22 protein-coding genes and 1 tRNA gene are annotated in these 19,584 nt (G+C 43.9%); 20 read left to right on the top strand and 3 right to left on the bottom strand.

The window, feature by feature from the left end; translation table 11 throughout:
* The first annotated feature begins 19 nt into the window (after positions 1-19).
* The 6 genes from LRM48_RS02815 to leuS all read left to right on the top strand — a co-directional run bounded on the left by LRM48_RS02815 (position 20) and on the right by leuS (position 9,154).
* Positions 20-895 carry a M48 family metalloprotease gene (locus LRM48_RS02815; RefSeq protein ID WP_243812286.1) on the top strand — a complete coding sequence of 292 codons (876 nt, stop codon included), beginning with the start codon at positions 20-22 and terminating at the stop codon, positions 893-895.
* Positions 896-897: 2 nt separating this feature from the next.
* Positions 898-1,995, top strand: a complete 1,098-nt coding sequence (locus tag LRM48_RS02810) for a hypothetical protein (RefSeq protein ID WP_243812287.1) — start codon at positions 898-900, stop codon at positions 1,993-1,995.
* Positions 1,970-3,991 carry an NAD-dependent DNA ligase LigA gene (gene ligA, locus LRM48_RS02805; protein WP_243812288.1) on the top strand — a complete coding sequence of 674 codons (2,022 nt, stop codon included), beginning with the start codon at positions 1,970-1,972 and terminating at the stop codon, positions 3,989-3,991. Before LRM48_RS02810 ends, ligA begins: the two co-directional genes overlap by 26 nt.
* A 175-nt stretch (positions 3,992-4,166) precedes the next feature.
* Positions 4,167-5,456 (top strand): Mur ligase family protein, encoded by a 1,290-nt coding sequence (locus LRM48_RS02800; RefSeq protein ID WP_243812289.1) that lies wholly within the window; start codon positions 4,167-4,169, stop codon positions 5,454-5,456.
* Positions 5,457-5,495: 39 nt separating this feature from the next.
* Positions 5,496-6,581, top strand: coding sequence for a hypothetical protein (locus LRM48_RS02795; RefSeq protein ID WP_243812290.1), 1,086 nt, complete (start codon positions 5,496-5,498; stop codon positions 6,579-6,581).
* A gap of 65 nt (positions 6,582-6,646) precedes the next feature.
* Complete coding sequence (gene leuS, locus LRM48_RS02790; protein WP_243812291.1) at positions 6,647-9,154, top strand: leucine--tRNA ligase; 2,508 nt, start codon at positions 6,647-6,649, stop codon at positions 9,152-9,154.
* A gap of 8 nt (positions 9,155-9,162) precedes the next feature.
* On the opposite strand, the gene LRM48_RS02785 is transcribed toward leuS, so the two are convergent.
* On the bottom strand, positions 9,163-9,693 hold the full coding sequence (locus LRM48_RS02785) for a hypothetical protein (RefSeq protein ID WP_243812292.1): 531 nt from the start codon (positions 9,691-9,693) through the stop codon (positions 9,163-9,165).
* A 135-nt stretch (positions 9,694-9,828) separates the two neighbouring features.
* On the opposite strand from LRM48_RS02785, the gene LRM48_RS02780 reads away from it, so the two are divergent.
* The 8 genes from LRM48_RS02780 (at position 9,829) to LRM48_RS02745 (ending at position 14,329) form a co-directional block, all read left to right on the top strand.
* Positions 9,829-9,975, top strand: a complete 147-nt coding sequence (locus LRM48_RS02780; RefSeq protein ID WP_164999843.1) for a hypothetical protein — start codon at positions 9,829-9,831, stop codon at positions 9,973-9,975.
* Between the two features lie 24 nt (positions 9,976-9,999).
* Complete coding sequence (gene nusB, locus LRM48_RS02775; RefSeq protein ID WP_129631319.1) at positions 10,000-10,458, top strand: transcription antitermination factor NusB; 459 nt, start codon at positions 10,000-10,002, stop codon at positions 10,456-10,458.
* Positions 10,439-10,936, top strand: a complete 498-nt coding sequence (locus LRM48_RS02770; protein ID WP_164999994.1) for an NUDIX hydrolase — start codon at positions 10,439-10,441, stop codon at positions 10,934-10,936. Before nusB ends, LRM48_RS02770 begins: the two co-directional genes overlap by 20 nt.
* The gene (gene rnc / locus LRM48_RS02765; protein WP_146422716.1) at positions 10,937-11,653 is read left to right on the top strand and encodes a ribonuclease III; all 717 of its coding nucleotides are present in this window, start codon (positions 10,937-10,939) and stop codon (positions 11,651-11,653) included.
* 70 nt (positions 11,654-11,723) lie between these two features.
* Positions 11,724-12,113 carry a KH domain-containing protein gene (locus tag LRM48_RS02760; protein WP_243812293.1) on the top strand — a complete coding sequence of 130 codons (390 nt, stop codon included), beginning with the start codon at positions 11,724-11,726 and terminating at the stop codon, positions 12,111-12,113.
* 309 nt (positions 12,114-12,422) lie between these two features.
* Positions 12,423-12,977, top strand: coding sequence for a hypothetical protein (locus LRM48_RS02755; RefSeq protein ID WP_243812294.1), 555 nt, complete (start codon positions 12,423-12,425; stop codon positions 12,975-12,977).
* Positions 12,978-13,062: 85 nt separating this feature from the next.
* Entirely contained in the window at positions 13,063-13,731 is a 669-nt protein-coding gene (gene trmD / locus LRM48_RS02750) for a tRNA (guanosine(37)-N1)-methyltransferase TrmD (RefSeq protein ID WP_243812295.1), read from the top strand.
* 178 nt (positions 13,732-13,909) lie between these two features.
* Positions 13,910-14,329, top strand: a complete 420-nt coding sequence (locus LRM48_RS02745) for a hypothetical protein (RefSeq protein ID WP_243812296.1) — start codon at positions 13,910-13,912, stop codon at positions 14,327-14,329.
* 21 nt (positions 14,330-14,350) lie between these two features.
* Here the strand turns inward: LRM48_RS02745 and LRM48_RS02740 are convergent.
* A tRNA-Gln gene (locus LRM48_RS02740) sits at positions 14,351-14,425 on the bottom strand.
* A gap of 28 nt (positions 14,426-14,453) precedes the next feature.
* On the opposite strand from LRM48_RS02740, the gene LRM48_RS02735 reads away from it, so the two are divergent.
* The 3 genes from LRM48_RS02735 to LRM48_RS02725 are packed head-to-tail and all read left to right on the top strand — an operon-like array spanning position 14,454 to position 16,616.
* Positions 14,454-14,987, top strand: a complete 534-nt coding sequence (locus LRM48_RS02735; protein WP_426303673.1) for a phosphatase PAP2 family protein — start codon at positions 14,454-14,456, stop codon at positions 14,985-14,987.
* Positions 14,988-15,032: 45 nt separating this feature from the next.
* Positions 15,033-15,527, top strand: coding sequence for a hypothetical protein (locus LRM48_RS02730; protein WP_243812298.1), 495 nt, complete (start codon positions 15,033-15,035; stop codon positions 15,525-15,527).
* 18 nt (positions 15,528-15,545) lie between these two features.
* Positions 15,546-16,616, top strand: a complete 1,071-nt coding sequence (locus tag LRM48_RS02725; RefSeq protein WP_129635359.1) for a DNA recombination protein RmuC — start codon at positions 15,546-15,548, stop codon at positions 16,614-16,616.
* A 52-nt stretch (positions 16,617-16,668) separates the two neighbouring features.
* Here LRM48_RS02725 and LRM48_RS02720 read toward each other — a convergent pair whose 3' ends face one another.
* On the bottom strand, positions 16,669-17,604 hold the full coding sequence (locus LRM48_RS02720; protein ID WP_243812299.1) for an MIP/aquaporin family protein: 936 nt from the start codon (positions 17,602-17,604) through the stop codon (positions 16,669-16,671).
* A 57-nt stretch (positions 17,605-17,661) separates the two neighbouring features.
* Between LRM48_RS02720 and LRM48_RS02715 the strand changes: the two genes are divergently transcribed.
* The 3 genes from LRM48_RS02715 to LRM48_RS02705 are packed head-to-tail and all read left to right on the top strand — an operon-like array spanning position 17,662 to position 19,580.
* Positions 17,662-17,898, top strand: a complete 237-nt coding sequence (locus LRM48_RS02715; protein ID WP_129631287.1) for a hypothetical protein — start codon at positions 17,662-17,664, stop codon at positions 17,896-17,898.
* A 1-nt stretch (position 17,899) separates the two neighbouring features.
* Positions 17,900-18,943: a phenylalanine--tRNA ligase subunit alpha gene (pheS, locus tag LRM48_RS02710; RefSeq protein ID WP_243812300.1), complete on the top strand. Its 1,044-nt coding sequence runs from the start codon at positions 17,900-17,902 to the stop codon at positions 18,941-18,943.
* Positions 18,882-19,580, top strand: a complete 699-nt coding sequence (locus tag LRM48_RS02705) for a hypothetical protein (RefSeq protein ID WP_426303672.1) — start codon at positions 18,882-18,884, stop codon at positions 19,578-19,580. Before pheS ends, LRM48_RS02705 begins: the two co-directional genes overlap by 62 nt.
* Positions 19,581-19,584: the final 4 nt, after the last annotated feature.

Raw genomic sequence — 19,584 nt, 5'->3', positions numbered from 1 at the left:
TTTTTGGTATAATTAACATATGTACAATGCAGTTTCTCAAAACAAACGCAACACAATATTAATTATGTCTGTGTTTGTGATAATTATTGGAGTCATCGGTTTGTTTATTGGAGCGGCGACTGATAGCTATTCACTGGCACTTATCATTTTTATATGTGCGATATTGTATGCTTGGTTGCAGTATTTTATAGCTGGTAAGTTGGCTATGATGATGACTGGCGCTCAGGAAATTAGTAAAAATGACGCTCCTGAGCTTTGGCGAGTGGTGGAAAATTTGTCTATCGCCTCTGGTATGCCGATGCCGAAAGTCTATATTATCGACGATCCAGCCCCAAATGCTTTTGCGACTGGTCGCGACCCAAATCATGCCATTGTTGGTGCGACCACTGGGCTTTTGGATGTTATGGACAAGCGAGAGCTGGAGGCGGTTATGGCGCATGAAATGAGTCACGTGCGAAATTACGACATCCGCGTGAGTATGATCGCTTTTGGCCTGGTTAGTGCGATTGGCCTATTTGCAGATTTGGCACTTAGAATGATGTTTTATAGCGATGACCGTGACAGAGACGTTAATCCTATCATCTACGCTTTCGGGTTGATTGTGGGTATATTGGCGCCGCTTTTGGCAACGATAACCCAGCTGGCAGTCAGTAGACAGCGTGAATATCTGGCGGATGCTTCGGGAGTGCTATTGACACGAGACACTGAAGGATTAGCAAGCGCGCTGGAAAAGTTACGTCAATACGGCAGACCAATGCAAAAACAAAGTTCTTCCACCGCCAATTTGTTCATGAATAATCCTTTGAAACCCGGATTTTTCTCAAAACTATTTAGTACTCATCCACCGCTAGAAGACAGAATTGCAAGGTTGAGAAATAACGCAACAAAGATGTAATTATGGCAACGAAAACCTCCAAAAAACGAGTAGTCAAAAATCCTAAGAGGTCAAATGCTGATCATAAAAAAGGCGTATGGTCTGGTATTAAGCGTGACTTTAGTAAATTAAATCAGCAGCGACGTAATTTTCTGCAGCGCCGACCTCATCGTAGTTTTCGGTTAACGAAGCGACGAGATTACCAACGAGATCTTAAAATTCCAGGATATTGGTCGCTGACTAGCGAAGCTTGCCGTCTAGTGTGGCGAAATAAGAAGACTTTTTTGGCGTTAATCGTCGTTATGTCAATATTGACGTTTGCTTTAGCTAGCGTCATGTCGCAAGATACATACCAGCAACTTAAGGATGTGATGAATCAGGCTGAGTCAAATGGATTCGGCGGAATTTATACAACAATTAGCCTGTTCTCTGGCGTTGCGGTTAGCTATATTTCTGGCAGTGGAACGGCTGGTGGAAATATTCAGCAAGCGGCGGGAATTTTTCTGGGGCTATTAACTTGGCTGTCGTCTGTTTGGCTAACGCGAGCTATTTTAATTGGTAAAAAACCGAAAATGCGCGACGGTTTGTACAGTTCTGGGTCGCCCATAATTGCGCTGATAATTGTCATCGGAGTTTTCCTAATTCAAATGGTGCCGGCGGCAGTGGCGGTGATTATTTATAGCGCGCTTAATGCTTCGGGAGTGTTAAATCAAACGCCGATTCTGATGGCGGCTGGCGGTGCGGCGATTCTGATAGTGGCGATGTCCGTCTATTGGGCGACTTCTACGGTTTTTGCGATGATCATTGTAACGTTGCCGGGGATGTATCCGTTTCACGCGCTGCGTCTGTCGGGTGATATTGTGACGGGTCGAAGACTAAGGATTCTGCTGAGATTTGCGTGGGCTGTTGTTCTGTCCGTACTTTTGTGGGCGGTCGTTTTGATTCCGGTAATTCTGCTTGACGGCGCGCTGAAGGGATGGATTAGCGGTATCGACTGGCTACCAATTGTCCCGACAACTGGCTTGATTTTACTTTACGTAACGATAATTATGGTTTCTGTGTATGTCTATTTGTTCTACAGAAAGGTGGTTGAAAGTGACACCAAAAAAACCAAGAATTGACGAAATTAAAGACCTGTTAAATCGTTATAGCTATGAATACTACACCTTAGATAAGCCAAGTGTGAGCGATGCGGTTTATGACAGTCTGATGGATGAGCTGAAGAAAATTGAATCGGATCATCCGGAACTGATTACTATTGATAGTCCTACGCAGCGAGTTGGAAATAAGTTGCTCGACGGTTTTCAAAAGGTAGAGCACGCGCGCCGAATGGTTAGTTTGAATGACGTTTTCGATAAGGGTGAAATTGAGGCGTGGATTGAGCGAACTGATAAATTGATACCGGGTCAGCGACATGAATTTTTTACGGATATAAAAATGGACGGCTTGGCGTGCGCGTTGATTTATGTCGACGGCGTATTGTCGCAAGCTGTGACACGTGGCGACAGTTTTGTGGGTGAAGATGTAACGAATAATGTTCGGACTATTAAAAACGTACCGCTTCGTCTGCGTGAAGCGGCGGGTTTTGAGAATTTTTTACACGGTCGGACAGAGATTCGTGGCGAAATTGTCATGCTGAAACGGGATTTTGAGGAGCTTAATGAAAAGCAGAAATCTCTAGGGCTGCCTACATTTGCCAATCCGCGCAATTTGGCTGCGGGGACAATTCGTCAATTAGATCCTGCACTGGTGGCGGCGCGCCCGTTGCATTTTCGCGGATATGATGTGATTCGCGATGATAGTTCGGAAGTTCCGACGAATAGTTTTGCTTACGAGGCTTTGACGGCGCTGGGGATTTCTCGCAATCAGCAAGCCAGTGTTTTTGATAATTTGTCCGACGTGATGAAATTTGTTGATGAATGGAGCGATAAGCGTCATGATTTGCCGTTCAATACGGACGGGCTGGTTATTAAGATTAACGATCGAGAGATATATGACAATCTCGGGATGGTGGGTAAAAATCCGCGTGGGGCGGTGGCTTATAAGTACGCGGCCGAAGAAGCTACAACAATTGTTCGGGATATAGTCATTTCTATCGGGCGAACTGGCGCGGCAACTCCAGTGGCTGTGTTTGATCCAGTAGTGGTGGCGGGAACTACGGTGCAGCACGCCAGTTTGCATAACGCCGATGAAATTGAGCGTTTGGATATTCGACGAGGCGACACTGTAGTGATTTTTAAAGCGGGCGATATTATTCCGCAAGTTGAGAATGTTTTGAAGGAGTTGCGACCCGCAGATTCTGAGCCAATTGATTATAAAGCAGAGCTAAAACGGCAATATCCGGAGTTGGAATTTGTGCGACCGGAAGGTGAAGCCGTTTACCGAGTTAAGGGCTCTAGTGGTCCGCTGATTTTGAAGCGAGCTTTGGCACACTTCGCGTCTAAGGGCGCGCTTGACATTGATACGCTTGGTGAAAAGAACGTGGAAGTTTTGATTGACAATGGTTTGGTTGGCGATTTGGCGGATATTTTTACGCTTACTAAAGACGATTTGTTGAAGTTGGATCGGTTTGCTGATATTTCTGCGCAAAAGTTAATCTCGGCAATTGCTGATAAAAAAAGCCCAGAATTAGAGCGATTTTTGTACGGTCTGGGAATCCGTCATATTGGCGCGCAAACGGCGATTGATTTGACGAATCATTTTGAAAGTATGGAAAATTTGGCGAAAGCGACGATTGATGATTTGCGACAAGTTGATGGCGTGGGTGAAATTGTTGCCGAATCTGTGGTGGCGTGGTTTGCTGATGAGGATAATGTAAAATTGCTCAATAAATTCACAGAATTGGGAGTTCTTCCTCAGTTTAATAAAAAGTCTGGTAACTTGAGCGGAAAAAGTTTTGTCGTCACGGGTACTCTGAAATCTATGGGACGCGACGCTGCTGCGGATAAAATTCGTAATCTCGGTGGAGTTTTTCAAACCGCAGTTTCTAAAGACACGACATATTTGGTGGCTGGTGGTAAGGTTGGTGCTAGCAAATTGAAAAAGGCTGAGCAATACGGCACGAAAATCATTGACGAGCAAGAACTATTGAAAATGATAAGCGATACAGATCAATAGTCGCAGTGAGACATAAAGCTTGTGTTTTTTTGGGTGATAATGCATAATTAAACATGAGCTGGTACGCATAGGGGCATTCTCCTATGCTTGCCAATTGAAAGACAAACACACATTCAAATATGCCCCGGGTGGGCGCGTAGCAGCTCTTCTATAATGCTTATGGTATGATATAGCTATGGTTACTGTTTCAAAAAAAAGGGAAGAAAAATTAGCAAAATTAGTACGAGAATTTTTTGCTGTTCATCCAGACGTGAAGCTTGTGGCGATAACTGGTAGCGCTGGAAAGGCTAGCGCGAAAATAGCTATCGGTACGGTTTTGGCGCAACAATTTGATATTCAGCTTCGCAATGAAGAGCCGAAGACAAAAGCTGATGTTTTCCTCCAGATGATGGGCGTGAAAATGCCTGAAAAAGGCTTGTTCAAATGGTGGAAAGTAATGCGCGCTGTAAAGAAGAGAATTAAGGCCGAAAAACCGGAAGTCCAAGTGATTGTTCAGGAATTTAATCCAAAGGAACTTGGCTATAACGATTGGTTTAAGGCTTATGTTGTGCCGGATATTACGGTTGTAACTTCTGTGACAAATGGTCGAATGCAGGTTGAATATTCCTTGGAAGAAGTGGCGAATGAGATGATTTCACTGGCGAATTTCTCGCGAATGGCGATGATAAATCGTGATGACATTGACGGGCGTTTTGCTAGCTTTTTGACAAATCCTAATATCACTACTTACGGAAGTGATCCAGTGGCGGAGTATAATTTTGACGATCGTAATTTTTCTCTGAAAGACGGACATCACGGCTTTATTATGTCGCCAGAAAATCCTAATGGACTAGAAGTCAACGTTAAGCTAATTGGTGAGCATAATATTCGTCCAGCGATCGTGGCAGCAGCTATTGGTTATGCGTTTGGTGAAACTGAGGAGAATATAAAAAAGGGCATAGAAAATTTGCGCCCACTGCCTGGTAGGATGAATTTACTGAAGGGTGCGGATAATACTTGGTTGATTGATGATAGTTATAGTTCGACGCCGTTGACTGCTTTGGCGGCTTTACAGTCTTTGTATCGAATTGATACTCCGCAGCGAATTGCTGTACTTGGCAATATGAATGGCTTAAAGGGAATTTTCGAGCAAGCTCACGCTGAACTTGGTTCGCACTGTAGTCCTGATTTGTTGGATTGGGTTGTGACGGTTGGTGAGAAAGCTAATCAATATTTGGCGCCGGCCGCACGCCAAAGAGGTTGTCAGGTGAAGGAATGTAAGAATGCCATCGAGGCTGGGTCTTTCGTGCGCGACAAATTGAAATCTGAAGGTGTTGCTCTGTTTAAGGGTTCAAGCGGCGGCGTATGGCTAGAGGAGTCTATAAAAATCAACCTTCATAGCACCGAGGACGATAAATACTTGGTCAGGCAAACGCCGGAGTGGATTGCTAGGAAAAACCAATTTTTCTCACAATTTAAAGATTAATGTGATATATTAAATTCAAGGTATATAAAACAAGGGGGAATGATGGATCAAGGTAATCAACCTGCACTACAGCCGCAATATAACGGCGTGCCGATGCAACCAAAAAAGAAGAAAACGGGATTGATAATTGGCATAGTGCTGGGAGTTATAGCTCTTATTGCTATTATTTCTGCTGTGCTAGTTTATTTCTTGTGGTGGCAGAATCCAGAAAAGATGGTTACAGACGCTGTGTCTAATGCTATTATGGCAAAGAAGATGACTTCCGACGGTAAGGTAGTTGTTGATATGCGCGACCAAGGAAAAATAGAACTAAACGTAAAGGCTGCTACTGAGTCGGGAAAATCAAAGGCAAATATTGACGCTAAGCTTAATATCAAAGGGGTTGAAAAGAGTATTCCACTAGACGGCGATATGGTTCTTGGTGATGATGGGACGATATACGTGAAGATAAATAACTTTAAGGATTTGTATGGCACTTTGCTTGAAATAGTTATGGAGTCTTCGTCTGGCGGAAATCTATCAAGATCTCAAATAGAAACTTACCGTGATCAGACTTTGGAGAAGATGGGTTCTGAGATAGATAAAATGAGCGACACGTGGATGAAGATTTCTCCAGATGAAATCGGTAGCGAATACAAGTGTGGAATTAACGCTCTGAAGAAAATTCAAAGTGACGAAAGTGTCCGCAAGGAAGTAGTTCAACTTTATCAAAAGAATAGCTTCTTCACCATAAAAGACTCAAAGATTAGCGATCGTAATGGTGGACGTGGTTTTGAACTGCAGGGTGATAACAGTAAATTGTCGAAATTTAATGATGAGTTTAAGAATTCATCAGTCGGTAAGGCGCTCAGTAAGTGTGGAAAATCGAATGGCTACAGGAGTAGTGAATCATCATCTATTGACGAATCTTCATTGAAAGTGTGGGTTGATAGATCATCTCATGAGTTGAAAGCCTTAGAGTTGAAAGGTGATAGCAAGAAGGCTTCTGTAGAAATTTCATTTGACATCGATGTGAATAAATCTGAAGAAATCAAGGTTCCTTCGAGCGCTGAAAGCTTGAAAGAGTTTGTAGAAGGTTTTATGAGCGGATATTCGAGTGGATTGTCATCAACCTCGACTAGGTAAATAGCTTAATTGCCTAATAATAATCCCGTTCGTAATGAGCGGGATTATTTGCTATAATTACAGATATGAGACGCTATAATCCGACAGAAATTGAACAAAAATGGCAAAACAAATGGGAGGCTGACGGCACCTACGCGGTTGATTTTAATGACACGACTCGGCCGAAATATTACAGTTTGAGCATGCTTCCGGGGATTACAGGGGCGGGAATTCACATTGGTCACGGTCGTACTTTTCAATTTGCTGACATTAAGGCACGATTCAAGCGTCAGCAGGGTTATAATGTCTATCATCCAATCGGCTGGGACAGCTTTGGTTTGCCGGTTGAAAATTACGCTATTAAAGTCGGAAAAACGCCACGTGTAGCGCACGATGAGGCGAAGGTCCATTTTAAGGAGCAATTGAAGCGACTTGGGTTTAGCTATGATTGGACAAAAGAAATTTCTACAGCTGATCCAGAATATTACAAATGGACTCAGTGGATTTTTACGCAATTATATAAGCACGATTTGGCGTATCAAAAAGAGCAGCCACAATGGTGGTGTGAAACTGATAACACGGTGCTTGCTAACGAACAGGTTGAAGGTGGCAAATGTTGGCGCTGTGGTAATCCTGTGACCAAGCGCAACCTTAAGCAGTGGTTCTTCCGAATTACGGCGTATGCAGATGAAATTTTAGAGGCAACCGATGCGCTTGATTGGACGGAAATGGTTAAAACCATGCAGAAGAATTGGATTGGTCGATCAGTTGGCGCGGAAGTTGAGTTTGCGGTTAGCGGTCAAGATTCCAAGATTACAGTTTTCACAACTCGTCCTGACACGTTATTTGGCGCGACGTATGTAGCTTTGGCGCCGGAGCATCCTCTGATTTCTCAGTTGGTCAATTCCGACACGCGCGAAAAGGTTGAGGCGTATATCCAAGCTTCGCAACAGAAATCTGATGTTGAACGCCAAGAGAATAAAGAGAAAACGGGCGTATTTACTGGCAGTTATGTCATAAATCCGGTCAATGGTCAAAAATTGCCGATTTGGGTGGCGGATTATGTTTTGGGTGGCTATGGAACCGGCGCAGTCATGGCGGTGCCAGCGCACGACGAGCGCGATTTTGCGTTTGCTGAGAAGTTTGACTTGCCGATTATCCAGGTCATTGATAAGCCTGAGCATTCAGCCGATGCTGGTTGTTATTCTGGTGAAGGTGAGTTGATAAATTCCGGACAGTTTAACGGGACCAGGAGCGAGGATGCCCGTGAGCAAATTGTTGCGTGGCTGGAGCAGCAGAATTCTGGGCGAAGCAAAACCACGTATAAAATGCGCGATTGGTTGATTTCTCGTCAGCGCTATTGGGGTGCTCCGATTCCAATTGTTCATGTTGATGGCCGTGCGCCAATTGCTGTAGCTGATGAGTGCTTGCCGGTGATTTTGCCAGAGGTGGAGAACTTTAAACCAACGGGCGGGAATACTTCTGTTTTGGCTCAAGTTGATGATTGGGTACGAGTCTGGGTGGATGTTGAAACTGGAAAAACTGTGCCGATTACGGAAAACAAGCCTGACGGGGACAATTGGGTAGAAGGTCGACGCGAGACTGACACTTTGGATGGCTATGCTTGCTCTAGTTGGTATTTCTTGCGATATCTTGATCCGCACAATGATAATGAAGCATGGAATCCTGAGAGAATTAACCATTGGATGCCGGTTGATTATTACAATGGTGCCGACCACGCCGTGGCTCACTTGCTATACAGTCGTTTCTGGATGCGATTTTTCTATAAGCTCGGTCTCGTTCCGACTCCCGAACCTTTCAAGCGAATGATGTACAATGCTTACATTATGGCTCCGGATGGTCAGAAAATGTCTAAGTCTAAGGGTAATGTCATTGATCCAATGGAGATTATGGACAGCGGATACGGCGCTGATGCGCTGCGAGTTTACGAAATGTTCATCGCGCCTTATGACATGGACGCGCCATGGGATCCTCGTGGTGTTCCGGGAACTTACAGGTTCTTAAATCGAGCATGGAACTTGGTTCAGGAGTTCGTTGATAAGAATAATGACCCAAGCAATTCTCCTGAGATGGATGAAAAAACAACCCAAGAATTATTGCGACTAACTCACTCGACAATTAAAAAAGTTACTCGTGACATTGAAGATGAGAAGTTTAACACGGCTGTGGCTTCGATGATGGAAATGGTCAATGGTCTGTATAAGATAAAAGAGTCGCACGGAATTGACATGTCAGATGAATGGCGATTTGCATTAGAAAGCCTGATTCAGATTTTGGCGCCTTTTGCTCCGCATATCACAGAGGAATTGTGGCGTGAAATGGGTCATGACGATACGGTTCACGTTGGTCACTGGCCGAAGTGGGACGAAAAATATCTAAAGAGCGATACGATGACTATTATAGTTCAAGTGAACGGCAAGCTTCGTGCGAAACTTGAACTGCCGAGTGATATGGACAAGCAGGATGTTGAAGCGGCAGCCCTAGCTGATGAAAATGTCCAGAAATTCACAAACAATAAACCACCTAAAAAGATGGTTTATGTTCTGGGTAAGCTGGTGAATATTGTGGTTTAGAAAACGGTCTATTTAGATTTGTCTTCTATTTTCGTTACAGCTATGCTTGGCTGTCCGTCACCGTTTATGTCACCTATGGCAACGTCGACGGTAGCTCTTGGTCGGATCCCTGTATTGCCTGTCTCATGTTTGTAGAGATCTTCCATGTAGATAGCAGTTTCATATACGGAGCTTCTTGCCTCATTAGGGTCTATCTTATTTTCAGGATTTTTCTCGTTGTATTCTTCCATGGCTGTTTCAGCCACCGAAGTCGGATTTTCTCCTTCTTTGAGCGTGACAGTGTGAATTTCTGTATCTTCCGGTAGCTCCGTGATGACTCCATTGCTATAATCCTCTACAACTTGAGCTACTTGGTGGGCAGGGCTTGGTCCTTTTTCTGGTGATTTAGGGCTATAGAATAAGCCTAGGGCGTTTGCAACTCCAGCTACGCCTAGCGTGGCTAATGCTACTGCACCGATTTTAACTACAGATTTTGGTATTTCTATTACAGGTCTGTCGTCTTCATTATTGTTTTGTGATGTAAATCGTTCCGTATTCATGTCTTATATATTACCATAAACGACATAAAAAGTCAATATTATTATCTAATTTGCAGGCAAGCTCTTGAGATTGTCCAATAAAAAAGGTATAATGGTACGTAAGTTTTATGACAACCTAAAAGAGGAGAATAAATTATGGCACAACCTAAGAAACAGAGTAGCCCACGTAAAACTGGTCTTCGTCGCAGCCACTTGGTATTAAAATTGGCACGTCGCGTTAACGCAACTTCACCAGTTAAGGTGAAGACAACCAAGCGTGAAACCGGTAAAACAACAAAATAATAATTACGAACAGGACGCTTAATAATGGCATCAAACCGTCATTTGGGACGAATTGTCGCACTGCAAACACTTTATGAACATGAATTTCGCAAAGAGGTTGGTGATAGCGATGTTGATTATAAGACTATTTTAAAGCGTAATTTGGCTGAATATAAATCATCAGTTGATGATATTGAATTTATTGATAATTTGATCAGCGGCGTACTTTCGACGCAGAGTCAATTGGACGAGAAATTGCAGCCATTGGCGCCAGAATGGCCTATTAGTCAGTTGCCGCGAATTGATCGGGCGGTACTTAGAATTGGTTTATATGAATTGCTATATTGTGCAGATACCGTTCCGCCAAAAGTGGTGATTAATGAGGCGGTAGAATTAGCAAAAGCGTTCGGTTCGGATAACTCGGGTAAGTTTGTGAATGGCGTGCTTGGCACGGCACTCCGTACTCTCGTGGAGGAGTCCGACAGTGAGAACAAGCAACTTTGATAAGATAAAAAAATATTTTGGTGGCAGCAAGAAGCCATTGATTCAGGAAATTGTACGCGAGCCAACTGCCGGTGGCGTGATTTTTCGTCGTAATAAAAAGGGCGAGGCAGAGTTTTTGCTTTATCAGGACGCTCGCGACCGCTGGACAATTCCGAAAGGGCATATTGAGCCAGGTGAAACAGCTCAGGTGACGGCTCGTAGGGAAATCGGTGAGGAAACTGGGCTGAAGAAAATTGAACTTCACGGCTGGCTGGGCAAGGTGAATTTTCGTTATCGTCGAATCGATAAATTGGTATTGATGACGACGCAAGTTTATCTAGTTAAGGCACTGGATCCTAATGAGAAACTCCAAAAGGAAGAGTGGATGAATGGTCTTAAATGGTTTAGTTTTCATGAGGCACTGGATGAAGTTGAATATGAAGATATTGGCAAGCTGATTCTTTTGGCAATGAAACGAATTAGACAGGAGAACTTATAAATGAACGGAATGAACACTGCGCCATATCAAGATTTTGCGCGCGAAAAATTAGGTTTTGAATTTACGAATTTGGATTTGCTAATTACAGCTTTGACTCACCGTAGTTATGTGAATGAGCACCGAAAATCCGTCCATCACCACAACGAGCGCTTGGAATTCTTAGGTGATGCGGTTTTGGAATTGGCGGTAACAGAATATTTGTTTACGCATTTTTCTGAGCCAGAGGGAATTTTGACTGCTTGGCGGGCAGCTTTGGTGCGAACGGAAAGTATTGGTGACGCTGGCGATAAGTTGGGTTATGGTCCGCTGATTCGTATGTCAAAGGGTGAGAAGAACGGCTCAGAGCGAGCACATTTACAGATTTTAGCCAATGCATTTGAGGCGGTAATCGGCGCGATTTATTTGGAGCGTGGCTTTGACGATGCTCGCGATTTTATTCACAAGCATATAATTGTTAAGTTGGATGGAATTTTAGAGTCGGGCAGTTGGCGTGATCCGAAGTCATATTTGCAGGAGATTTCTCAGCGAGTTGACAATCAAACGCCAGTATATAAAGTCCTGAGCGAAGAAGGTCCAGATCACGATAAAGTCTTTACTCTTGGGGTTTTTGTTGGCGATAATATGATGGGGCGAGGCATTGGTCCGTCAAAGCAAGTTGCCCAACAGCAAGCTGCTCGTGCTGCAATTGCTAAATATAAAGAATCTGGCGAGAAATAATTAAAGTTTGCACGGCGTAAACTGCTCGTGTATAATGAAAATACAGTTTAATTCCAGGAGGAGGGGCAGAATGTCAACAATAGATCAGCAGTTTGTAGAATATACTGTAAAGGCGTTGGTTGGACGTCCAGAAGACGTCGTAGTAGACCGAACAATTGATGAAAAAGGCGTTTTACTAACATTGACAGTTAATCCGGCAGATTTGGGTCGAGTTATTGGTAAGCGCGGCAGTACGGCACAGAGCTTGCGCACGCTTCTGCGAGCTTTGGGTGCAAAGAATGACGCTCGATACAACTTGAAGATTGTTAACAATGACGGTTTTTCTGGCGCACGCGAAGAAAATGATTATAACGGTAATGCTTCTGTGGATAACTCAACAGATGAAGCTGTGGAAAATGAATCATCTTACGCAGAAAACACCAGAAAAGAGCTTGCAGAACTCGACGATCTTGATATATAATTAAAACCAGTTCAAGCACAGACATTATGCGAGAACAGCTCTATGCGAGACAATGAGTAACCATTGAGAGCCTTATTTGTGCTAAAAAACCGTCCTTATTGGGGCGGTTTTTTGGTAGGGAATAATTTCTGTAAAAAGACATGAAAATAGCCCGCCAAGAGCTTCAGCCGAGGCTTAAGCCTCAAGGCGAGCTATTCTCATTGGCGGGCGTTAGCCCTCTTGCTGGATGGGGCGCGCGACCCAACCGTCAACATTCCTCAAAGGGAAGGGGAGGTGATCCCTGGTCTTCCAGGGGAATGCCTTGCTCAGATGCGGAAGGAGATCTACGCAGGTCTCCTGGTCGTTGACATGAATGATTTCATGTCCCGGACCCCACCGAAGGAGCTCGGCGATGGCTGCACTGTTCGTATAGGAGAACAATGCAGCCATCGAACAGAAGTCGAAGCCAAGCCCGGAGATGCATGCAGAGTATACGCTCTCCGCACGACCCTCGTCATTCCCCTGATGAATCAGGGGATAATGCTCGTCGCTGTTGATGTTGTGCCCTTCGGGAAGGACGACGTCAGCACCGACTGTGATAGTGAGTCTGTCTCCGAAGAAGTTCAGCCGCCAGTCTTCGGCGGAACTTCCCTTCCACGAGATCTCATTGATGAGATGAGACAGGTTTCGCTGGATATCACTGCCAGCTCCACAAGGAACCTGCGTTCCATCATCAAGAGTCAAGGGGACTTGGATCTTGATGATGATGTCACCACATGGGTCGACATACGCATGCGACCTAGGGCTGAGCCCTGCAGTATTGATTGCGTACTCGACACCTTCGAGCGAGAGTTCTCCGGACATATCTCTGTCCTTTCTATGTAAGGGCTACTCCTACTCGGTTGAGTAAAAGTTAATATATGTATATCATACCTGGACAATCACGTCAACACTTGCTACACTGTAACAGATGAGAAAGTTTCAAGTAATTACACTTTTCCCAGAAATGATGACGGGAGTTTTTAATAATTCCATGATGTGGAAGGCTCAGAAAGACGGTATTGTGGAGCTTACGACGGTGAATTTGCGGGAGTTTGGCTTGGGTCCTCGTCGTCAGGTTGACGATACTCCTTATGGCGGTGGCGACGGGATGCTTCTTATGATTGAGCCGTTATGGAAAGCGGTGGAGTTTGCGAAATCTCAGGATGAAACGGCGAAGGTGGTATTAATGAGTCCGCGTGGACAGCGCTGGAAGCAGGCTAAAGCCCAGAAAGAAGCAGATGATGATAGGGGCGTGATATTTATTTGCGGGCGATACGAGGGTGTAGATGAGCGAATCTTGGAGTTGGTTGACGAGCAATGGAGTATTGGCGATTTTGTGCTGACCGGCGGCGAGTTGGCGGCAATGATGATGATTGATTCTATTGTTAGGTTGATTCCTGGAGTTTTGGGCGGCGAAAAGTCTGCGGAAATTGAAAGTTTTTCAGATGGAGAAACGTTGGAATTTCCACAATATACACGACCTGAGGAGTTTAAAGGTTTACGTGTGCCGGATGTTTTATTGAGCGGACACCACGGAAAAATTGCCGAGTGGCGCGCTGAACAATCGCGGATATTGACCAATAAAAATACCCCATAGAGACGGGGTATTTTAAGTTGTGGTGGATTTGTCGTAGAGCGAAAGATACTGTTTTATGGTGTTTATTTTTGTAACGTTCGCTGATTTAACTTTATGACGTTTTTATAAAAAGTGCAAGTGCTTTCGTAAAAAATACAACAAGCTTGAGCTTTTTTGACGCGCAAGCTATACTGAAATTATGTCTAGAAAAGTGAATAAAATTGTTAAATTGATTACAGGACTATTAATAATTGTGCCATTATTATGTCAATTATTTACGTTTGAGAAGTTTTCTGCGGTCATTACTTCTGCGGGGATTATGCCATATTTAAGCCTTCCGATTGCAATAATATTGGTAGTTGTTGAGCTAACATCGTTACCGTTTTTAATTGATATGGATATATCTAAAAAAGCCATTTTGGTTAGTAGGGTGTCTGGTTTTTTGAGTTTGGGGATTATGACGGTAATTAGTTTTTTGGCGTTTGTGAATGGGTATTGGGCGGTGATATTTGGTGCAACGATAAAGAATGTGAATAACGTGACTGCGATTTTTCTGGTATTCATGATGTGGGCTTTACTGATTTGTGCAAATTTATCGACGAAAAAAACAGCCAGATAATTGGCTGCTAAATTTCAAACTTGGCTGGGATGGAGGGATTCGAACCCCCGAATGGCGGGACCAGAACCCGCTGCCTTACCACTTGGCGACATCCCAACGGCAAACATAATTGTACTATAGAAAAATGATTTCCGCAAGCGTTTACTGGTGGTCATTGACGCGATATACTGGTAGTATGAATTTGCAATGGATTGTGAAATTAATTGCTGACGGACTAGTGGTGCCGGTCGTGCTAATTGGTGCGTACGCGCTGATAAAATTGGTTCCAAATAAAGAGAAGTATCAAGTTTATAGCCAGGTGTTGATGGCTGGCTTGACTGCTTATGTGGCGGCAAAAATTATCGGGTCAATTTATCAACCAGATCAGATGCGCCCGTTCGAGATTCTGGGCGTATCTGCCGGCGCGTCATTCCTTAATAATCCGGGTTTTCCGTCCGATCACGCGCTATTTACAATGGCAATTACTTTGGCGGTATTCTTCGGAGCAAAGAGTTGGCGGCTGGCTGTTGTTTGCCTGGTTATGACAATCTTAATATGTGTCGGTCGAGTTATTGCTCTGGTGCATACACCACTTGACGTTGTTGGCGGATTATTGATTGCTTGCGTAGGGATTATTTGGTACAAACCGATGAATCTCTTGAAAAAGCACAATATTTAAGCATATACATTTGCAATATTGACAAGTTTACGTTACAATTTACGTATGAAATTATTGTCAGCTATTTTCCGTGAAGAAATATCAGATTACACATATCCATTTTCAAGGCGAGTTTTCTTGAGGATTTTGGCGATTTTAGTCGCTAGCGGCGTGGCTATCTGGTTGCTGGCGCTTGCGTTTGACAAATTTATGATTGCACCCGTATTTTGCGCAAACGCTGAGCATATTTCTATTTGCGCAAACAGCACGAGCATCGCATCTTACGTTGCGTTAGTTTTGGTGGGAATTATGTTAGTTCCAGTGTTGGCGGTATTTGGTATTAAGCGACCTTTGCTAGTAGTAATCGCGGCAACTGTGTCATTGTGGGGTGCTACATTATGGGCTGGCGGATCTTGGATTTTGTCATTACTATGGGTGGTTTTGGCGACAGTTTTGGTATATTTGTCGTTAATCTGGTTGAATAGAATTCGCGGCAACGGCGCAGCAATTTTATTTATGACTTTATTTGCGATTTTAGCACGAGTTGTCTTAGCATTGTAATCACTGTACACTAAGTGTATGGAAATCATTATCATTATTCTCTTAATTGTTATTACTATTGGTTTGGGTGCGACTTTATTTGTCTTGCAATCAAAAATCAGCGAGCTAAAAAATCAATCATCCGTCGAGCTAATTAAAACTGATGTCGTAGAATTGGGGCGAACTATTGCGAAACTGAATGAATCCGTTAGCGATAAGTTAGAGCGAAGCAATGCGCAAGTTCAGACTTCTGTGCAGAAGCAATTATCAGAAAGCGCGAAGTTGGTGGCTGACGTGACGCAGCGATTGGCAAAATTGGATGAGACCAATAAGCGTGTGGTTGATGTGGCGACCGATCTGAAAACCTTGCAAAACGTGTTGCAAAATCCAAAGCAGCGTGGCGTTTTTGGGGAGTTTTATCTGGAGAGTGTGTTGGATAATGTTTTGCCAGCCAAGCAATATCAAATGCAATATCGCTTCAAGGACGGTGAAATTGTTGACGCGGTTATTTTTCTGGACAAGGGTCAAATACTGCCGGTGGACAGTAAGTTTTCTTTGGAGAATTACAATCGCATGATTAACGCCGAGACAAAATCTGAGCGCGAAATGTGGCTGAATAAGGTGAAGGCTGACCTTAAGGGGCGAATCGACGAAACTAGTAAATACATTCGTCCGCGTGAAAACACTATGGACTTTGCTTTTATGTTTATCCCTAGCGAATCTTTGTATTACGATCTTCTGATTAACAATGTCGGTCAGGGCGGTTCGAGTCGCGATCTGATTGAATATGCATTCCGAGATAAACGAGTGATTATTGTGAGTCCGACTAGTTTTTTGGCGTACCTGCAGACCGTTCTTCAGGGGCTTCGTAGTCTGCAGATTGAAGAGCAGGCCAAAGATATTCAAGTTCGAGTTGGGCAATTGGGCGTTCACATTAAAAAGTTTGACGAGTTGATGACAAAAATGGGCAAGAGTTTAAGCACGACCGTTGGTCATTACAACAATACGTACAAGGAGCTAGGGAAGATCGATAAGGACGTCGTGCGAATTTCTGGTGGCGATAACCAAGCGCAGCCAGAGCTGATTGATCGGCCGACTCAGGAAGATTGACATAAAAAATACCCCGCCGATTAAGCGGGATATTTTATTGTGAAGTTATAATCTATTCTTCGTCTTTGTTTCGGTAATTGACGAGTAGAAATAGGTTACCACCTAATGCTGCGCCGATTAGGGTAGCGGCAATTACTTCCAGGCTAAAGCGTGAATAGCTTTTTTCGCCTTCAGCTGGCAATACTCCGTTGCTGCGTAGTTGAGAGTCGGTTTTCTCTGTAACAGCCAAAGAAACTGCTGGGTTCAAAGTTGCGCCTGAGATGTAGATTTCGCGTGGGTAAGTGCGGCCGTTTTTCTCAGTTTGAGCAGTGCTTTGCTCTTTTTGGATTTTTGCAATAGCGGTACTTTTAATGTACGAAGAGATTGAGCCAGATACGACAAGACCAATCATCAATGCCAAGCCAATTCCAAAAGCTTGACCAACTGCTTTGATTTCTTTGCGCTGTAACACTGCGGCGATGCCAAATACAAATACAGCGGTACCGACTAATTCCATTGCGAAGATGTTCCAAGAGAACGCAGTGAATTGGTCGAAGCTTAGGGCAAATCCGCCGTTTGTTAATGAGCCAACAAGTACGATAGCCGCCATTGCGCCGAGGAATTGTGCGCCCCAGTAAAATGGTACAAGTACGGTCTTTAGCTTACGCATTGTCCATAGACCAAACGTGACAGCTGGGTTTACGTGTGCGCCAGAAATGTTGCCGATAATTGCAACGATGAACATCAACGCAAAACCGACGTACATTGATGACAAAATATCTGATGCGAATAATGCAGCAAGTGTCAAAATGAACGTGCCGATGACTTCCGCAATAACGATGTTAATTAGGTTGTTTGGTAATTTAGAATCTAGTTCGACACGCTTGCTTTTAGCGGTAGATTCAGCAACGACGTACTTGACGGTCGTTTTGTTTTCAGTTTTAGCGGCAGCGGTTTTCTTTTCTGCGGCTTTAACTGGGGCTTTCTTTGAAGTTTTCTTCGTAGCCATATTCCCTCCTTAAAGTAATATCACGACTATTATAACATAATTTGCTATACTGTAGTTATGGGATTATTTGTAAATCAACAGGATCAGCGCAGTGAATTGCAAGAGCGAATTGCGGCGGAATTAAGAGAGAAAGCAAAGGCTTCGAGTTTGCAAGAAAAGGCAACTATGGACGGCGTCGACGACATAAGATATTTGGAAGGCACGAAACAGACGACGACTTTGGCGTGGGCGTGGATTTTAATTGCTATTATGGCTGGTGCGGTGATTGTAATGTTTTTAATGCAAGGACGATAAAATGGTTGATTTAGACGAATTGAGAAGAGAAATAGTTTTGGCGGTTTCGCAATCCAAGTCTCCGCGTGAGTTTTTACGTGATCGACGACTTAGGGAATTGTATGATCAAATCAAGTCATTACCGCCAGTTGAGCGTGGTTCGTTCGGCAAGCGAATTAACGAGCTAAAGCAGGCGATTGAACAGGCTATTGCTGTACGACTGGAAGAGCTGGAAAAAGTTGACTTGAAACCGATTGACGTTACGGCGCCGATGGATGTGAATTCGCCCAAGCCTGAACTTTTGCCGAGCGAACAAGGCACGATTCATCCGCTGAACGCTGAAATTGAGCGTATTTCTGAGATTTTTAATCGCATGGGGTTTGTCACGGAAGAGTCCAGAGAGATTGACGATCAATTCCATATGTTCGAGAGCCTGAATTTTCCAAAAGGTCATCCAGCGCGCGACGATTACGATACGTTTATGACCGAGGAAACTGATTCTAATGGCGATCGTTTGATTGCTCCAGCGCATACGTCGACTATGCAAAATCGCGTGTTGATGAAATATCGCGACAATTTGGAAAAAGGCGAGGCTATTGCCGCTATCGTTCCTGATCGTGTTTTCCGCAACGAAGATTTGGATGCACGCCACGAGCATACATTTTATCAAGTCGAGGGCGTGTACGTTTCACGCCGAGTTAATGTTGGCAATTTGATTGCTACGTTGCAAGAATTTTTGCAGGAATATTACGGCAAGAAGCTGGATGTTCGCGTTAATCCATTTTACTTTCCGTTCACCGAGCCGAGCTTCGAGTTTGCGTTAAGTTGTCCGTTTTGTGAAGGAAAAAATCCTGATTGTAAAGTTTGCTCTGGTGAAGGTTGGATTGAGCTATTGGGATGCGGAATGATTCATCCGAATGTTCTTCGCGCAGCGCAAATTGACCCGAATGAATATACGGGATTTGCTTTTGGTTGCGGAATCGACCGCTTGGTTATGATGAAGTATGGAATCGAAGACGTCCGTCATTTTGAAAGTGGCAAGTTGGACTTTTTGGAACAATTTTAGCAATATGAAACTTCGACAGGTTAAGGATTTTTTATACAAGAATCGCCTTCAGGCGCTCTGTATTCTTAATGGTGTCGTTTTGGCCGTGGGCTTGGTTGTGGCGATGCTGCTTTCTGATGATACTCGGTGGACGAACTGGAGTTTGAGTAGATTGGGCGAAACCACCTCGAATCGTTTGTCTGCATTTTCGTTCAATTCGGGAGTGTTTTTATCTGGTTTGATTATGGCGACGATTGGGTTTTTTATGAATCGTGGTTATCTTAAGCTTGGCCAAATTCGCTCTGCTCGAATATCTGGCTGGATACTTTCGTTGTTTGCGATTTGTATGATAGGAGTGGCGCTTTGCCCGAACGATACGATGCACGCGGCGCATTTTGTTTTCTCGCGCGGCATCGTGATATTGATGGTGCTTTTGATGTTTCTTTTGCCGTCAAGTTTGAGCTATTTAACTCATCGCGAGCGAATCTCATCTTTCAGTTTTCCGATTTTTGCGGCAATTATAGCGGCGCAAGGTTATGTAATGGGCAAGTTTTGGTTTGTGATAGTAGAAGTTTTATTGGGGATTTTTGCGACGATATGGCTAGTTCTGGTTTGCCGTCGAATGGAACTTAAATTGTCCGACCTGAAAGCTTTGTAAAATG

The organism is Candidatus Nanosynbacter sp. TM7-008 (assembly GCF_022828245.2).
Lineage (GTDB): Bacteria > Patescibacteriota > Saccharimonadia > Saccharimonadales > Saccharimonadaceae > Nanosynbacter.
This window is presented reverse-complemented; position numbering and strand designations above follow the sequence as displayed.

Bases quoted from the DNA above. Each gene is read 5' to 3' on its own strand.
- nusB (WP_129631319.1), top strand. From the start codon at position 10,000: ATGGCATCAAACCGTCATTTGGGACGAATTGTCGCACTGCAAACACTT.
- LRM48_RS02800 (WP_243812289.1), top strand. From the start codon at position 4,167: ATGGTTACTGTTTCAAAAAAAAGGGAAGAAAAATTAGCAAAATTAGTA.
- LRM48_RS02730 (WP_243812298.1), top strand. From the start codon at position 15,033: ATGAAATTATTGTCAGCTATTTTCCGTGAAGAAATATCAGATTACACA.
- LRM48_RS02715 (WP_129631287.1), top strand. From the start codon at position 17,662: ATGGGATTATTTGTAAATCAACAGGATCAGCGCAGTGAATTGCAAGAG.
- LRM48_RS02815 (WP_243812286.1), top strand. From the start codon at position 20: ATGTACAATGCAGTTTCTCAAAACAAACGCAACACAATATTAATTATG.
- trmD (WP_243812295.1), top strand. From the start codon at position 13,063: ATGAGAAAGTTTCAAGTAATTACACTTTTCCCAGAAATGATGACGGGA.
- LRM48_RS02760 (WP_243812293.1), top strand. From the start codon at position 11,724: ATGTCAACAATAGATCAGCAGTTTGTAGAATATACTGTAAAGGCGTTG.
- LRM48_RS02785 (WP_243812292.1), bottom strand. From the start codon at position 9,693: ATGAATACGGAACGATTTACATCACAAAACAATAATGAAGACGACAGA.
- LRM48_RS02745 (WP_243812296.1), top strand. From the start codon at position 13,910: ATGTCTAGAAAAGTGAATAAAATTGTTAAATTGATTACAGGACTATTA.
- LRM48_RS02810 (WP_243812287.1), top strand. From the start codon at position 898: ATGGCAACGAAAACCTCCAAAAAACGAGTAGTCAAAAATCCTAAGAGG.
- LRM48_RS02795 (WP_243812290.1), top strand. From the start codon at position 5,496: ATGATGGATCAAGGTAATCAACCTGCACTACAGCCGCAATATAACGGC.
- pheS (WP_243812300.1), top strand. From the start codon at position 17,900: ATGGTTGATTTAGACGAATTGAGAAGAGAAATAGTTTTGGCGGTTTCG.
- LRM48_RS02705 (WP_426303672.1), top strand. From the start codon at position 18,882: ATGGAATCGAAGACGTCCGTCATTTTGAAAGTGGCAAGTTGGACTTTT.
- LRM48_RS02755 (WP_243812294.1), top strand. From the start codon at position 12,423: ATGCGGAAGGAGATCTACGCAGGTCTCCTGGTCGTTGACATGAATGAT.
- LRM48_RS02725 (WP_129635359.1), top strand. From the start codon at position 15,546: ATGGAAATCATTATCATTATTCTCTTAATTGTTATTACTATTGGTTTG.
- leuS (WP_243812291.1), top strand. From the start codon at position 6,647: ATGAGACGCTATAATCCGACAGAAATTGAACAAAAATGGCAAAACAAA.
- LRM48_RS02720 (WP_243812299.1), bottom strand. From the start codon at position 17,604: ATGGCTACGAAGAAAACTTCAAAGAAAGCCCCAGTTAAAGCCGCAGAA.
- rnc (WP_146422716.1), top strand. From the start codon at position 10,937: ATGAACGGAATGAACACTGCGCCATATCAAGATTTTGCGCGCGAAAAA.
- LRM48_RS02735 (WP_426303673.1), top strand. From the start codon at position 14,454: ATGATTTCCGCAAGCGTTTACTGGTGGTCATTGACGCGATATACTGGT.
- LRM48_RS02780 (WP_164999843.1), top strand. From the start codon at position 9,829: ATGGCACAACCTAAGAAACAGAGTAGCCCACGTAAAACTGGTCTTCGT.